Below are 15,395 nucleotides of genomic sequence, written 5' to 3' on the forward strand. Positions count from 1 at the left end.
CGTGAGTGGGGTGTTCGCGTTATCGATCGGCGGCGGGTGGAGCGGTGGATGCGCGCACCACCAGCCGCGCTCGGGGCAGGTCGACGTCGGCCGCTTCGTCGTGCTCCACCAGCCGCAGCAATGCGGTGGCGGCGGCGATGCCCCAGCCGGCCGGGTCGTTGTCGAGCGTCGTGAGGGAGGGATAGATGTAGGTGCCGATCTGGGACCCGTCGAGGCCCGTGATCGACAGGTCGTGCGGAAGCCGCAGACCGCGTTCGTGCGCCACCCCCATCCCCGCGATGGCCATCGGGTCGTTGCCGTACACGATGGCGGTCGGGGGTTCGGGGGCGTCGAGCAGGGAGGCCGTCGCGGCGGCGCCCTGCTCGGGGGAGAAGTCGGTGGCGACGACGACGGGGTCGAGGCCCGCCGCGCGCATGGCGCTGTCGAAGCGTTCGCGACGGCGCAGCCCGTGCAGCATCCGCTCGTCGCCGGAGACGTGCACGATGCGGCGGTGGCCGAGGTCGACCAGGTGCGCGACGAGCTCGTCGATGCCGGCGTCGTAGTCCCGGGTGATGACGGGGAAGGGGCTGCCGCCGACCGGCTCGCCGAGCGACACGGCCTGCGAGCCGAGCCGCTCGATCAGTCCGATCCGGTCGTCCGATGCCAGCAGGTCGGTGAGGAGGAACCCGTCCACCCGCTTGTCGGAGGCGAGCCGGGTGTACGCGCGCTCCTCCGCCTCCGGGTCGGGCACGACCGTCAAGACGAGCACCTGGCCGCGCTCGGCGAGCACGGTCTCGACGCCGGCGATGAAGGCCGCGAAGAACGGGTCGACCTCGATGGTGCGGGCGGGGCGGCGGAGGATGAGGCCGAGTGCGTAGGCGCGGCGGGTCGTGAGGCCCCGGGCGCTCGGGTTGGGCGTCCAGCCGAGCTCGCGGGCGGCCGCGAGGATGCGCTCACGGGTCTCGGTGGCGACGCCGGGTCGCTCGTTGAGGGCGAGGGAGACGAGACCCTTGCTCACGCCCGCTGCGCGCGCGACGTCGTTGATGGTGACGGTGCCGGGCGTCATCGGGGGACGACCGTCGTGAAGCCGCCGGGCTCGACCGCGATCAATCCGCGGGCGCCGACGGTCTGCGCGCCGCCGACCTGGCGGCCGGAGCTGTCGTAGCGGACGACGGTCGCCGGCGCCGACGTGCTCAGCCGCTGGGGGACGGGGAGCTTCGTCGCGTTGACGTAGACGTCGAGGCTCGACGAGCCGGTGAGGGCCAGATGGGAGACGACGGGCTGTACCAGCACCGCGTCCAGCTTCGCCGAGCCGGAGACGTGGGCCGTGACAGAGGTCGTCGAGGCGAGCACGGGCAGCGTCAGCGTCTGCGGGAGCAGGAGGACCGGGCTCGCGCCGCTGCCCTGGGCGGCGCCGGCCCGCACGTTGGCCGTCGAGCCGAGCGGCACGCTCACCCGGCCGAGCTGGGCGGTCCAGCGCGTGCTCCCCGAGCCGGCCGGCAGCCCGGTCGTGGGGTCGCCCGGGCCGAGGTCGGCGATCGGGAGGAGGCGGGCCGCCGGGTGACCGGTGGGCAGCGTCACGGTGACCGTGGCGCCCGACGCGGCGGCGACGTACGCGCCGCCCGACCAGTTCGCCGATCCGGTCCAGGCCGAGGCCGGGGTGACGACGGACGCCGAGCCCGTGAGCCGGCCGGACTCCGCCTCCACCACCTGGATGCCATCGGTCGCCGTCGTCCGGGTGAGGCTGGTCGCGGCGCGGGCGATGGAGGGATTGGCGTCGAGCGCGAGCATCGTGAGCTGGGTGTGGATGACGGACTCGGCGCCGCAGTTGCGGTTAACCGTGCCGTCGGCGGCGATGCCGTCGACGCACACGCCGGTCGCCGGGTCGTAGGCCGGGGTGCCGGCCGGATTGGCCCCGAAGAACCAGGCGGCCTGGGCTCCGGCCAGAGCGGCGAGCCCCGCGGCGCCGGTCGCGTCGGACGCGGCGACGAGGCCCTCGACCCGCGAGTCCACGCCGTAGGCGATCTGCGTGCGGTCGGCCGGGGTGGGCGTCCATCCGTTGTCCGGACCGCCGGAGGCCAGCAGCTGGGCGGTGAACTGGGCGAGGTCGGTGGTCGCCGCCTTCTGCAGCGACGCGTCGCCGAGGACGCTCGCCGCGGCGGTGAGCGCCGCCGGCTGCATCGCGCCCCAGGCGTGCCAGAACGTGGGGGAGTTCGCCTCGGGCAGGAGAGCGCCGAACGGCCACTGGCCGATCCCGCCGCTCGCGAGTTTCGCGATGCCCTCGGCGTACCGGGCGAGCGCCGTACGCGCGGTCTGGTCAGAGGGGGCGGCGGCGGCGTATGCGCTGAGGCCCAGCACGGCCTCCGCCGTCGGGCTCGCGCTCCCCGAGATCAGCCAGGCGGGGACGGTGACGCCGTTGGCGGTCGTCGTCGTGCCGTACTTGCTGAGCGATTGGCGGTCCAGCGCGCCGAGGGCGAGCCCGAGGCGGTCGGCGAGGAATCCCGCGAACTGCGGGTCCGCGTCACGGAAACCGGCGTAGCCCTCGCCGAGCGCCCACACGGTGCGGGCGAGCCAGAACGACTCGGCGGAGTCGCTCGGGTCGGGGAGCTCGACGGGGATGGCGGACGGGTTCAGGGTGCCGTCCGACTGCTGCCAGAGCACGACGTTGCCCGCGTTCGGGCCGGAGTCGGTCTGCAGATAGGTGAGGGAACGCAGCAGCTCGTAGGCGCTCTGCTTGCTCGAGGCGGTGCCATTCTGCTTCCAGTCCCGCAGATAGACGACCGCGGCGCGGGAGATGTCGTCGGCGTCGAACGCGCCTTGCGCGTACCAACCGCGCGCGGCGTCCGTGATGGGTCCGCCTCCCACCCGGGAGAAGGTGCCGTCGGTCTGCCGGTCGGCGTACACCCAGGGTGCGCGCGCCGACGGTTCGGTGTCCTGCCGGTAGGTGGTGTGCCCGGCGATGCCGGTGAGCAGCGGCACGTCGTCGAGGAGGAAGTCGAGGTGGGCGAGGTTCGTCAGCTTCGCGGGCGCGGCGGCCGTGCGACTGCTGTCCGCGGCCGTCGCGGTGGCCGCTGCCGCGGGGAGGGCGAGCGCCGCCGTCACGAGCGTCGCGGTGGCGACGGCGAGCAGGGTGATCCGCTTCATTGCGTTTCCTTCGTCTGGTGTCCCGGCGGGTGACCTAAACCGGTTTAACGCACCGTAGGCGGGTTGAAGGGAGATGTCAACAGGCGTTCCCGCTCCAGGTGCTCGGGGGCTTGTGGCACCGGTGGCGGGAGGCGAGACTGAACGGACCGGTCGCGGACGACCGCCGCCGGCGACGACCGAGGAGGAACCGTGGAGTACAAGGACATTCCCACCAAGGCCGACATCGAGAGGATCGCCGCTCTGCGCGAGCCGGGATGCGTCAGCATCTACCTGCCCACCGGCACGACACCGCCCGAAGCGGATCGCGCGCGCATCGAGCTCAAGAACCATCTCAGCCAGGCGGTGCGGGCGCTGGAGGCGCTCGGCGTCGCGAAGGCCCGCATCCAAGCGGTGCAGGCGGAGGGGGAGGTGATCCTCGACGACCGGGACTTCTGGCGCTATCAGTCCCGTTCGCTCGCCGTGTTCCTCGACGGCGAGGTGGCGCAGACCTTCCGGCTGCCGAACCGTCTGAACAGCGCGTGCGAGGTCGCGGACCGGTTCTACGTGAAGCCGCTGCTGCGCGCCGTCACCTTCCCGCAGTCCGCGCTCATCCTGGCGCTCGCCCAGAACTCCGTCCGCCTGATCCGGATCGCCGCGGAGGCGCCTCCCACACCCGTCGAGGTCGAGGGGATGCCGCAGGACGTGGCCTCCGCCGCCGGACTGCCGTCGATCAGCGGGCGCTCGCCGGACGGCCGCGTCCAGGGCTCCGAGGGCCAGAAGGTGCGGATGCTCGAGTATGTGCAGGCGATCGACCGCGCGCTGCATCCCTTGCTCGCGAACAGCACGGAACCGCTCATCCTCGCCGCTGCGGAGCCGCTCAGTGGCATCTTCCGCGGCGCGAGCACCTACCCCCACCTCGTCGAGGAGACCATCGGCGGCAACCCGGAGGAGAAGACCGACGAGGAGCTCTCCGCGGCGGCGCGGGGCGTGCTCGACGCCGTCTACGCCCGCAAGACCGACGAGCTCAAGGACGACTTCGAGGCGCGGATCGCGGCCGGGACGGCCCTCGTCGACCTGAGCGACATCGCCCGTGCGGCGACGTTCGGTGCCGTCGAGTCGCTGGTCTTCGACATCGACCGGCGCGTGCCGGGAACGGTCGACGACGAGAGCGGCGCGATCGACCTCGCCCCGGAGGACGCGCCCGGCTACTACGGCGTGGTGGACGAGATCATCCGCCGCTCCCTCGCCTCGAAGGCGAAGGTCTACGCCGTGCGCGCGGAGGACGTGCCGGGCGGCGGTGCCGTCGCCGCGGCGGTGCGCTTCCCGGTCTAGCGGCGGCTGAGGGACAGCACGAGGGACTCCTGCACGACGGCGAGCCAGTCGAAGACCGTGCGACGGATCTGCGACTCCTCGTCGTGCAGGTCTCCCTCGTCGCCGTCCTGCAGGATCCCGAGCCGGGCGGCGAGCACGAGGCGGATGTCGGTCAGGCAGCGGAGCCACGCAGTCGCCTGCGCCTCGTCGAGCGTGACGTCCACGCGGGAGGCATCGGACCGGGCGAGGCATTCGACGACGATGCGGGCGTTGAGCGCCTTGCGTTCCGCGATGCCGTCCGCCGTGAACCGCCGGAACTCGGCGGAGGCCGCCGGGTCGCCGGGGTAGGCGTCCGGCATGAGCCGGATCAGCGCCGGGTCGCTGCGGAGCTCGTCGTCCTCGATCGCCGCCTCGGATGCCAGCTCGGCGGCGTCGGTGGCGAGGCGCAGCAGCAGTTCCGCCTCCTCCGCCTCGAACCGAGCGGCGACACGGCCGTGGCCGACGGGATGGAAGAGCCTCATGCGTCCGCCTTCGTCAGCGTCGCCCACAGTCCGTAGTCGTGCATCGCCTCCACGTGCCGCTCCATCTCCTCGCGGGTGCCGGTCGCGACGACGGCGCGACCCTCGTTGTGCACCAGCATCATCAGGCGTTCGGCCTCCGTGCGGGGATACCCGAAATAGGTGCGGAACACGTGGGTGACGTACGACATGAGGTTCACGGGGTCGTTCCACACGATGGTGACCCAGGGTGCGCCGAGCTCGAGGCGCTCCTCGAGGCCGACCGACCCCTCGGTCCGCTCCGCCGGTCCCGCATCCGTCATCGGCTCGCCGCCGCGATCGCGTCCGCCGCCCGCACGAGCGTGAGGTGCGTGAGCGCCTGGGGGGTGTTGCCGGCCTGGGAACGCCCCTCGACGTCGTATTCCTCCGAGAGCATGCCCACGTCGTTGGCGAGGGACACCAGCCGGTCCATCAGCCGGCGCGCGTCGTCGAGCCGGTGCGAGTGCGCGTACTGCTCGACGAGCCAGAACGAGCAGGCGAGGAAGGGATGCTCACCCGGCGGGAGGCCGTCGACGCCCTGCTCCGTGCGGTAGCGCAGCACGAGATCGTGGCGCAGCAGGTCCTGCTCGATCGCGCGCACCGTGCCGAGCATGCGCGGATCCTCCCAGTCGACGTAGCCGACCTGGGCGAGCTGGAGCAGCGACGCATCCACCTCCCGCGTGCCGTAGTGCTGCACGTAGGTGCCGCGCACCCGGTCGAAGCCGTTCGCCTCGATGTCGGCCCTGACCTCGTCGCGCAGGGTGCGCCAGCGGACCACCGGGCCCTCGAGCCCGTCGCGCTCCACCGCGCGGACCGCGCAGTCGAACGCCGCCCAGACGAGGGCCCGCGAGTGCGTGAACGTCTGCGGTTCGCCGCGGATCTCCCAGATGCCGTGGTCCGGCTCCCGCCAGTGCTCCTCCAGGTATCCCATCAGCGCGCGCTGCAGCGCCCACGAGAACCGCGTCTCGCCGTTGCCGAGCCGGCGCCCGCGGTCGAGGCCGATCATCACCTCGCCGATCACGTCGGCCTGGAACTGGGTCGACGCGCCGTTGCCGATGCGCACCGGATGCGCGCCCTGATATCCGGGGAGGGAGGTGAGCTCCCGCTCGGCCAGGTCACGCTCGCCGGAGAGGCCGTACATGATCTGCAGGTCGGCGGGGTCGCCGGCGATGGCGCGCAGCAGCCAGTCGCGCCAGTGGTCGACGTAGTCGTCGTAGCCGTGGGCGAGCAGCACGCCGATGGTCAGGGACGCGTCGCGCAGCCACACATAGCGGTAGTCCCAGTTGCGCTCGCCGCCGAACGCCTCGGGGAGGGAGGTCGTCGCGGCCGCGACGATCCCACCCGTCTCGAGGTGCGTCAGGGCGCGGAGGAGCAGCAGGGAGCGCACGACCTCGTCGCGGTACGGCCCGTCATGGTTGCAGCCCTCGGCCCAGCGGGTCCACCAGGTACGGGTCTGCTCCAGCGCGTGGTCGACGTCGAGCGCCTCCGGGGTCGCGCGGTGCGAGGGAAACCAGGTGAGGGTGAGGTCGACGGTCTCGCCGGCCTTCACGGCGAACTCCCCGTGGTGGGCGTGATCGGTCGCGTGGAGCACCGGCCCGCGCACGACGATGGCGTCGGGCCCGGCGACCGCGACCAGCGCGGACGGGTGCTCGGCGGTGTCCTTGCGCACCCAGGGCGTCGCGGAGGCGTAGCCGAACCGGATCCGCAGCTCCTGCTGCATCCGCACGGTGCCGCTCACGCCCCGCACGCGGCGGATCACGTCGGCTCGATGGTCGCCCATCGGCATCGTGTCGGTGACGTCCACCTCCCCGTCGCCGGTGCGCCAGCGCGTGATGAGCGTCATCGTGTCGCCCTCGTAGTGACGTGTGCTCTTGGCGGAGGCGTCGACGGGCGCGACGAGCCAGCGGCCGTGATCCTCGGTGCCGAGGAGGGCGCCGAACATCGACGACGAGTCGTAGCGGGGGAGGCACAGCCAGTCGATGCTGCCGTCCTTGCCCACGAGCGCTCCGGTGAAGCAGTCACTGATCAGGGCGTATTCCTCGATGGGGAGCGACATATCCCCAGTATGGCCGTACTGTGATGTTCATGACGCAGACCGTCGACACTCTCGCGATTCTCGGAGCGAGCGGCGATCTTTCCGCCCGCCTGCTGCTCCCCGCCATCGGCCAGCTCCTGTCGGATCACCCGGATCGCCGGTTCCGTCTGGTCGGCGCCGGCTTCGAGGACTGGACGGACGCGCACTGGCGCTCCGTCGTGCGCGCGTCGTTCAAGACCATGAAGGCGACGGGGCCGGCCGTTGAGGAAGTACTCAAGGAGACCGTCTACGTGCAGGCCGATGTCACGCAGGCCGCGGACCTCGAACGCATCTTCGCCGCCTGCGAGGGCGCGCCCGCCCTGTACTTCGCCCTGCCGCCGGCGATCACCGCGAAGGCGTGCGGCGTGCTCGGCACGATGGACCTCCCACGTGGGCTGACGCTCGCCCTCGAGAAGCCGTTCGGCACGGACAAGCGCAGCGCCATCGCCCTCAACAAGCAGCTCGCCACCCTGGTGCCGGAGGACCGCATCCACCGCGTCGACCACTTCCTCGGCCGGTCGACCGTCTTCAACCTCATCGGGCTGCGGTTCGCGAACAGCATCCTGGAGCCGCTCTGGAACAGCGACCACATCGAGCGGGTCGACATCGTCTACGACGAGTCGCTCGCGCTCGAGGGCCGGGCCCGCTACTACGACAACGCCGGTGCGCTGGTCGACATGATCCAGAGCCACCTGCTGCAGGTCCTGGCCGTGGTGGCGATGGAGCCGCCGTCGACGCTCGACGCGGTCGACCTCCGCGACGCCAAGGCCACGGTGCTCCGCGCGACCCGGGTCTGGAAGGACAGCCCGGTCGAGTCGAGCAGGCGGGCGCGATACACCGCGGGCCAGGTCGAGGGCGAGACGGTCCCGTCGTACGTCAAGGAGCCAGGAGTCGACCCCTCCCGCGGCACGGAGACGCTCGCCGAGGTGACCCTGCAGATCGACACGTGGCGCTGGGCGGGTGTGCCGTTCACGCTGCGGTCCGGCAAGGCGCTGGGGGAGCGGCGCCGGGAGGTCGTGGTGACGTTCAAGCCGGCCCGCCACGTGCCCAAGGGTCTCAAGGGCACGAAGGAGCCGACGAAGCTCCGGATCATGCTGGCTCCCGACGAGATGTCGCTGGAGCTCAACGTCAACGGTCCGGGCGACCCGTTCGAGATCGAGCGCGCGGCGCTGAGCGTCTCGTTCGGGCCGGGCCAGCTGCTCGCGTACGGTGAGGTCTTGGAAGGGATCCTGGACGGGGATCCGTCGCTCTCGGTGCGCGGCGACACCGCGGTCGACTGCTGGCGGATCGTCGCACCGGTGTTGACGGAGTGGCGCAAGGACGAGGTCCCGCTGCAGAACTACCGCGCGGGGTCGGAGGGCCCAGCATCCTGGAAGCGGATCGGCTGAGCCCGCGGCGGGTCAGGCGGCGTTGCGCTCCACGATCGCGGGGATCTCGCCGGTGACGGGCTTGCGGAGGTCGGTCCAGACGGTGATGGGGGCGGGCTCCCAGCCGAATGCGGCCGGCTCGTCGCTCTCGTCGGCGGCGATGGTCTCGTCGGTCTCGATGCTCTCGGCGACGGGCGCGCTCTCGGAGGGTGCCAGGTGCTGCGGCTCGGTGACCGCGCCGATCTCGCCCGCTTCGAGGCGATTGCGCGCGTCGACGAGCGCCGCGGCGATGCCGACGGAGACGGACTGCGCGAGCACGGAGTGGAAGATGGTGTCGGTGTCGTCGGCCGAACGGCGCGAGACCGTCCATTCGCCGCTCTCGCCGATCAGCTCGGCGATCTTGCCGTGCACGATCTCGAGGATCTGCGCGTCCGTCAACTGAGGGACCGGCGCCGCCGGAACCTCTGCCGCGGCGTGCCGCCTGCGTCCAAACATCGCGATACCCCTTCCCTGGCTCTCCGTCGTTACCAGTGTCGGGGAGGAACGGGCTGTCTGCGGCGCGGACACGCCGGTTGATCAGCGGAATTCCGCGGTCAGGAGCCCTTTCGGGAGCCCAGCGGCTTCGCCTCGCGCTCGGCGGCGTCCTTCGAGTCCTCCACCACGGTGCCGATGGCGATCGCCAAGGACAGGGCGGCACTGATCCAGAGCAGGGGGACACGCCAGTCCCGCACCCCGCTCCTGGTCGACTGGATGGTGGTCCACAGGCCCATGATGGCCGAGAGCACCGCGCCGTTGAAGACGTACTTGCGCATCCGCATCCTTTCGCTCTTCCCGTAGCGTACGCTGCCTACGGCGCCGGGGGGACCCGGCCCTGCGGAAAGGGATTCGGGATGCGCACTGCCGTCGTCGGGGCGGTCCTCCTCGTGTTGGGCGCGATCGCGGTCGCGGTCGGGATCCTGCCGCTGCCGGAGGTCGCGGTGCTGTGGGACCGGGTGTGGCCCATCCTGCTGTTCGTCGTCGCGGTCACGGTCGTCACAGAGCTGGCCGCGGAGGCGGGCCTCTTCACCTGGGTCGCTCAGCGCGCGGCGCGCTGGGGGCGCGGGCGCGCCTGGGTGCTCTGGCTGCTCGTGGTGCTCGTCGCCGCGCTGTGCACGATCTTCCTCTCGCTCGACACGACGGCCGTCCTGCTGACGCCGGTGGTGATCGTGCTCGCCCGGCACGCCGGGCTCAACCCGCTGCCGTTCGCACTCACGACGGTGTGGATGGCGAACGCCGGCTCGCTGCTGCTGCCGGTCTCGAACCTGACCAACCTGCTGGCCCAGCACGCCATGGGGGACCCGTCGCCGGCGGCGTTCGCGGCGCTGATGTGGGCACCGGCGCTGGTCGCGATGATCGTGCCGATGGTGGCGGTCTTCGTCATCGCGCGGCGGTCGCTCGTCGTGCGCTACGAGCCGGGCGAGGAGGAGCCGGTCGGCGACCGGGTGCTCTTCGCGACGAGCGCGGTCGTCGTCGTCGCCCTCGTTCCGCTGCTCGTCTCCGGTCTTCCCGTCTGGCTGCCGGCCTCCGCCGCCGCGATCGTGCTCGGTGTGGTGTTCCTCGTGCGGCGGCGGTCGGTGCTCCGCTTCGGGCTGGTCCCGTGGCAGCTGGTGGTGCTCGCCTCCGGCCTGTTCCTGTTCATCGAGGCGTTGCACGCCGTCGGGCTCGGCGCTCTGCTCGCCGCGGTCTCGGGGACCGGGGAGTCGCCGCTTGCGCTGCTGCGGCTCTCGCTCACCGGGATGGTCGGGGCGAACGCGATCGACAACCTCCCCGCCTACCTGGCTCTCGAGCCGGTGGCGGGATCCCCGGTGCGGCTCGCCGCCCTGCTCATCGGCGTCAACGCGGGGCCGCTCATCACGCCGTGGGCGTCCCTCGCGACCCTGCTCTGGCATCAGCGGTTGACGTCGTTCGACGTGGAGCTGCGGTGGAAGCGCTACGTGCTGCTCGGCGCCATCGTTGCGCCGGTCACCGTCGTGCTCGCCACGCTCGCGCTCGCGGTCACCGGCTGAGCCGGACCACGAACGCGAGCGGCGCTGCGGCTATTCGGCGGGGAGCAGCTGAGAGGCGCGGACGACGCGCTTGCGTGCGATGGCGATGAGCGCCAGCCCGAAGCCGAACGCCGCCCAGAGGAGCAGCCCGCCGAGACCGCGCCAGAGATCCGAACTGCTCGCGATCACGCCCTGGAGTGCGGTGATCGCGGGTGAGGTCGGCAGCCAGGGGAGGGCGCCGTCGAAGAAGGCGGGCGCCGTCGACACGATCCCCGACGCCAGGGTGATCACCACCACCAGCATCGAGAGGAACCGGCCGATGCCACCGAGGAGCGCGACGAGACCGTGGTTGACCGCGGCGAAGGCGATCCCGACCCCGACGGCGACGCCGGCGAAGCCGAACCAGTGGCCGGCGTCGAGGTGCAGCGCCGGCTGCATGATCGCGGCGACGAGCACGCCCTGGACGGCTCCGAGCACCGCGGCCGGGACGAACCCGTCGAGGGCGATGAGACCGGCGGCGCGGGAGGTCAGCAGCGCACGGCGCGAGACGGCCTGCAGCACCAGGAACGACGCCAGCGCGCCCAGCCAGAGCGCCACGGACGCGAAGAGCGGGATGCTCGTCGCCCCGAACGCGGCCGTGCCCGACGCCTTCTGCGTCACCGGCTCGGAGGCGACCGAGGCGAGGTTGGTGCGCTCGCCGCTGTCGTAGCTCGGCAGCTGCGCCACCGCGGTCTTGAGCCCGGAGGCGAGGGAGGCCGCCCCGGACGCCGACTGGTCGGCGCCGGTCGCGAGCGGCGTGATGCCGGTCGCGAGCTGGGAGACGCCGTCCGAGAGCTGGGAGGCTCCGGACGCGCTCTGAGCGGCGCCGTCAGCGAGCTGCGCGGCGCCCGAGGCGGACTGCTGCGTGCCCGCGGCGAGCTGCTGCGCGGCGGAGGCCGACTGCGCGACTCCGCCGGCGAGCGATCCGGCACTGGAGGCGAGGGCACTGGTCCCGGTCGCGACCTGCTTGGCGATGTCTTCGATCGACTGCCCGGCCGACACGGGGGCGGTCAGCGTCCCGACCACCGTCAACAGTTCCGTGCAGGTGGCGTCGGTCGCACCGTGATCCGCGATGCAGGTCGCGAGCGCGGTCTTCGCCGACGCGGCGGCGGCCGATACCCCGGTGGACACTCCCGACGCCCCTGCGGAGAGCTGGGCCGTCTGAGCCGGGAGGTCCTTCGTTCCATCGGCGAGCGTCTGGAGACCGCCGGCGAGTTGCGATGTCCCGCCGGACAGCGTCCCGAGCCCGCTGGAGAGCCCGCTCGCCCCCGAGGACAGCTGGCCGATGCCGCTCGACAGCGACGACGCCCCGCTCGCGAGCTGCCCGGCCGCGTCGTTGAGTTGGTGCGTGCCGCTCGCGAGCTGCGTGAGTCCGCTCGACAGCTGGTCCGCTCCGGTCGCCGCCTGCCCGATCTGGTCGTGCAGGGTGTTGAAGCCCACGTACACGTTCTCGAGGTACGTCGAGGTGAGTTGCTTGTTGAGCACCGTGGTGGCCGTGGTGGTCACGGCCTGGCTGATCGCCGGGTCGACGAGCTTCGACTTGTCGCTCGTTCGCACGTCGATGGTGGCCTGGGTGGCGTCGGCCGCCTCGCCCGACGGGGAGGTCGCGGCCTTCGAGAACGTCTTCGGGATGGTGACGACGGCGACGTAGCGCCCGTCGGCGACACCGCTGGCGGCGTCCTTCTCGTCGGTCAGCACCCAGCTGAAGTTGTCCTTCGAGCTGTCGAGCAGCCCGGCGGAGAGCTGCCGCCCGAGGGGCACGGTCTGGTCGCCGATCTTCACCGGTTGATCGAGGTTGACGACAGCGGCCTTCACCGAATCCAGTCGGTCCGTGGGGTTCCACAGTGCCCAGACGAGCAGGCCGCCGATGGCGAGCGGGACCAGGATGATGCCGACGACCGTGAGCCAGGTGATCCGCTTGTCGGAGCGCATGCGCTCGAGCGAGAACAGGGAGCCGGGACGGCGGAGGGGGGACGGGCTGGTCATCAGGCGTTCGCCTTCTCGAGGTGGGCCGGCGTGTGGGCCGTGCGGTCGGGGGAAGCGGTGGGGTCGTCGGGCAGGAGCACCGTGCCCGTCTCGGCGCCGTCGGGGAGGATGTCGTCGAGTCCTGTGGGGTCGACGCAGCTCACCACGAGGGCGAACGGCCGGTCCTCCACGTGGGCGCGGCTGAGCGCGGCCGAGAGCTCCGCGCGGATCCGGCGGCGTTCGACCGGATCGGTCACGGCGTCGGCCGCGTCGAGGGCGAGCAGCTGCGGACGGCTCGCCAGGGCACGACGCACGTCGTCGACGGGGGTGTCGGAGGCGCCGAGCCGGACGACCGAGGTGCGCGAGCGCACGCCGGACCCGCGGGTGGGCAGAACGAGCCCCGCCACCTTCATCGTCCCGGAGTCCGCCTTCGTGCGTCCGGTCACCGCCATCAGGAGGGTGAGGGCGGCCATCCGGTCGCCGCCGTGCACGACGAGGACCTCGCGGTCCCGGAGGCGGAACGACACGTCGTGCAGGACGGGGCGGCGGCGCACGCTCACGGAGAGGCCGTCGGCCGCGGCCACCACGCCCGCGCCGTTCTCCGGCCAGTCGGCGAGCTCGAGCTCCTTCTGCAGCCCGTCGCCCTCCACGTCGAACGAGGGGAGGATGCGGTCGAGCCAGCGCGGCATCCACCACGCCTTGTCGCCGAGCAACTGCAGGATGGCGGGTACCAGGGTCATTCGCACGATGAACGCGTCCACGAACACGCCGACGGCGAGCCCGAGGGCGATGGGCTTGATGGACGTGTCGCCCTCGGGGACGAACGCGGCGAACACCGAGATCATGATGATCGCGGCGGCCGTGACCACCTTCGCGGAGCCGACGAACCCGCTCTGGATCGCGCGCCGGGCGTCACCGCCGTGCACGTAGTCCTCGCGGATGCGGCTGACCAGGAACACCTCGTAGTCCATCGCGAGCCCGAACAGGACGCCCATCAGGATGATCGGCATGAAGCTGATCACCGGCCCGGTCTTGTCGACGTTGAGGGCGTCGGAGAACCAGCCCCACTCGAAGACGGCCGTGACGGCGCCGAAGGCGACGCCGACCGAGAGCAGATAGCCGAGCGCGGCCTTGATCGGCACGGCGATGGAGCGGAACACCATGGTGAGCAGCACGAGGGAGAGCCCGACGACGAGGATGCCGAACGGCAGCAGTGCCCCGGCCAGCCGGTTGGAGACGTCGATCTGCGCGGCCGTGGTGCCCGTGACCTTCAGATCGACCTTGTACTCGTCGAGGAAGTGCTGGTGCTTGGCGCGCAGCTCGGCGACGAGGTCGGCGGTGCGCTGGTCGTCCGGGCCGGTCGTCGGGATGACCTGGACGATGCCGGTGTCGGCCGTCGCGTTCGGCGTGGAGAGCGGGACCGCGGCGACGCCGGGCATCTCCGCGATCTCGGCGCCGATCTTGTCCATCAGGCCGACCGGGTCGGTGCTGGAGATGATCGAGCCGGTGACGATCAGCGGACCGTTGTAGCCGGGACCGAAGTGCTCGGAGATGAGGTCGTACGTGATGCGCGCGGGGTCGTCGGGGGCGTGCGACCCGGCGTCGGGCAGCGCGAGCCGCAACTGCAGCGCCGGTAGTGCCGCGACACCGAGCGCCACGATGACGGCGACGACGGTCACGATCGGGAAGCGAGTGACCGCGCGCACCCAGCCGCGGAAGAAGCCCTTCGGGATCTCGGCGGTGGCGGCGTGCGCGAGGCTCGGTGCGGCTGCGCGAGCGGGAGCCGCGGTGGGCGCGGCGACCGGAGCGGGCTCGGACGCGGCGGTCGCAGCGGCGGCCGTACCGGCGTTCGTGGCGGCCCGCGCGGCCCGCTTCTCCGCGCGACGGGATGCCCGGCGCCCCGGCGTGATGCGTGCGCCGGCGAAGCCCAGCAGCGCGGGCGTGAGGGTCAGCGCGACGAGCACGGCGATCGCCACCGCGGCGGACGCGGCGAAGCCCATCGTGGTGAGGAAGGGGATGTTCGCGACCGCGAGACCGGCCAGCGCGATGATCACGGTGATGCCCGCGAAGAGCACCGCGGATCCGGCCGTGGCGACCGATCGCGCGGTCGACTCCTCCGGATCGACACCGGCCTTCAGCTGGCTCTGATGGCGGGAGATGATGAAGAGCGAGTAGTCGATCCCGACCGCCAGCCCGAGCATGAGGGCGAGCAGGGGAGTGGTCGACGAGATCGGCCCGAACACGGTCGCGATGAAGATCAGGGCCATCGAGAGCCCGACGCCGAGCAGAGCCGTCAGCAGGGGCATCCCGGCCGCGATGAACGACCCGAACGTGACGATCAGCACGACCAGGGCGATTCCGACGCCGACCAGCTCGGTGAGCGACAGGGTGGGTAGGCTCTGCGAGAACAGCTGACCGCCGACGGCGACCTGCGACCCGTGCGGCAGTTGCTTCTGCAGGTCGGCGCCCGCGTCCTGGAGGGCGGTCTTGGTCTCCGCCGTGACGGTGGTCTGCTGGCCCTTCAGCTGCACCGTGATGATGGCCGCGGTGCGGTCGTCCGAGATCAGGTTCTTGACGGTCGTGCTGTACGGCGAGGTGGCGCCCGAGACCCCGTCGACCTTCGCGAGGTGGTCGACCGTGTCCTCGACCGGGTTCTTGATGCCGGCCTGGTCGACGGTCTCGCCGTCGGGGGCGACCACCACGATCTGCGCGCTCGTGCCGCTGACCTGCGGGAACGTGCGACTCAGCGTGTCGAGGGCCTCCTGGGATTCGGTGCCCGGGATGCTGAAGGTGTTGTCGGTGCCCTGGTTGAAGGCGACGGCGCCGCCGGCGAGCAGCACCAGCACCAGCAGCCAGAGCGAGACGACCAGCTTGCGGGCGCGGAAGGCCCAGCGGCCGATCGAATACAGGAGTGAGGACACACGTTCTCCAGCGGTGAAGTGACCAGCAGCGTCACGGAATGAAGGGATTCGATACA

General features: G+C 71.8%; 12 protein-coding genes. 3 read left to right on the forward strand and 9 right to left on the reverse strand.

The annotated features are described in order from the left end of the window. Positions 1–19: 19 nt before the first annotated feature. Both FHX33_RS03780 and FHX33_RS03785 read right to left on the reverse strand, forming a co-directional pair. Positions 20–1,045, reverse strand: coding sequence for a LacI family DNA-binding transcriptional regulator (locus FHX33_RS03780; protein WP_021762960.1), 1,026 nt, complete (start codon positions 1,043–1,045; stop codon positions 20–22). Continuing rightward, positions 1,042–3,123 carry a hypothetical protein gene (locus tag FHX33_RS03785; protein WP_183428179.1) on the reverse strand — a complete coding sequence of 694 codons (2,082 nt, stop codon included), beginning with the start codon at positions 3,121–3,123 and terminating at the stop codon, positions 1,042–1,044. Before FHX33_RS03785 ends, FHX33_RS03780 begins: the two co-directional genes overlap by 4 nt. Positions 3,124–3,312: 189 nt before the next feature. Here FHX33_RS03785 and FHX33_RS03790 point away from each other — a divergent pair, with 189 nt between their 5' ends. Continuing rightward, positions 3,313–4,434, forward strand: coding sequence for a baeRF8 domain-containing protein (locus FHX33_RS03790; protein WP_021757990.1), 1,122 nt, complete (start codon positions 3,313–3,315; stop codon positions 4,432–4,434). On the opposite strand, the gene FHX33_RS03795 is transcribed toward FHX33_RS03790, so the two are convergent. Genes FHX33_RS03795 through FHX33_RS03805 form a run of 3 tightly spaced genes read right to left on the reverse strand, consistent with a single transcriptional unit; the run spans position 4,431 to position 7,005 of the window. Then, positions 4,431–4,934 carry a DUF2017 family protein gene (locus tag FHX33_RS03795; protein WP_021757991.1) on the reverse strand — a complete coding sequence of 168 codons (504 nt, stop codon included), beginning with the start codon at positions 4,932–4,934 and terminating at the stop codon, positions 4,431–4,433. The two genes, FHX33_RS03790 and FHX33_RS03795, sit on opposite strands and share 4 nt — an antisense overlap. Next, on the reverse strand, positions 4,931–5,233 hold the full coding sequence (clpS, locus tag FHX33_RS03800; protein WP_021757992.1) for an ATP-dependent Clp protease adapter ClpS: 303 nt from the start codon (positions 5,231–5,233) through the stop codon (positions 4,931–4,933). The genes FHX33_RS03795 and clpS overlap by 4 nt, the downstream gene beginning before the upstream one ends. Beyond that, positions 5,230–7,005: a glycoside hydrolase family 15 protein gene (locus FHX33_RS03805; protein WP_021757993.1), complete on the reverse strand. Its 1,776-nt coding sequence runs from the start codon at positions 7,003–7,005 to the stop codon at positions 5,230–5,232. Before FHX33_RS03805 ends, clpS begins: the two co-directional genes overlap by 4 nt. A 29-nt stretch (positions 7,006–7,034) precedes the next feature. Here FHX33_RS03805 and FHX33_RS03810 point away from each other — a divergent pair, with 29 nt between their 5' ends. Beyond that, entirely contained in the window at positions 7,035–8,411 is a 1,377-nt protein-coding gene (locus FHX33_RS03810; RefSeq protein ID WP_039921019.1) for a glucose-6-phosphate dehydrogenase, read from the forward strand. Between the two features lie 12 nt (positions 8,412–8,423). Here the strand turns inward: FHX33_RS03810 and FHX33_RS03815 are convergent, their stop codons facing one another. Then, positions 8,424–8,885: a hypothetical protein gene (locus tag FHX33_RS03815; RefSeq protein ID WP_021757995.1), complete on the reverse strand. Its 462-nt coding sequence runs from the start codon at positions 8,883–8,885 to the stop codon at positions 8,424–8,426. A 98-nt stretch (positions 8,886–8,983) separates the two neighbouring features. Then, a complete protein-coding gene (locus tag FHX33_RS03820; RefSeq protein WP_039921017.1) occupies positions 8,984–9,202 on the reverse strand; it encodes a hypothetical protein in 219 nt (72 codons plus the stop codon). Between the two features lie 78 nt (positions 9,203–9,280). On the opposite strand from FHX33_RS03820, the gene FHX33_RS03825 reads away from it, so the two are divergent. Continuing rightward, on the forward strand, positions 9,281–10,435 hold the full coding sequence (locus tag FHX33_RS03825) for an SLC13 family permease (RefSeq protein WP_021757997.1): 1,155 nt from the start codon (positions 9,281–9,283) through the stop codon (positions 10,433–10,435). Positions 10,436–10,465: 30 nt separating this feature from the next. Here the strand turns inward: FHX33_RS03825 and FHX33_RS03830 are convergent, their stop codons facing one another. Together FHX33_RS03830 and FHX33_RS03835 are read right to left on the reverse strand one after the other, a co-directional pair. Beyond that, positions 10,466–12,439 (reverse strand): YhgE/Pip family protein, encoded by a 1,974-nt coding sequence (locus FHX33_RS03830; protein ID WP_183428180.1) that lies wholly within the window; start codon positions 12,437–12,439, stop codon positions 10,466–10,468. Then, complete coding sequence (locus FHX33_RS03835; protein ID WP_183428181.1) at positions 12,439–15,339, reverse strand: MMPL family transporter; 2,901 nt, start codon at positions 15,337–15,339, stop codon at positions 12,439–12,441. The genes FHX33_RS03830 and FHX33_RS03835 overlap by 1 nt, the downstream gene beginning before the upstream one ends. Between the last annotated feature and the right edge of the window lie 56 nt (positions 15,340–15,395).

This window comes from Leifsonia aquatica (genome assembly GCF_014190775.1).
Taxonomy (GTDB): Bacteria; Actinomycetota; Actinomycetes; order Actinomycetales; family Microbacteriaceae; genus Leifsonia; species Leifsonia aquatica.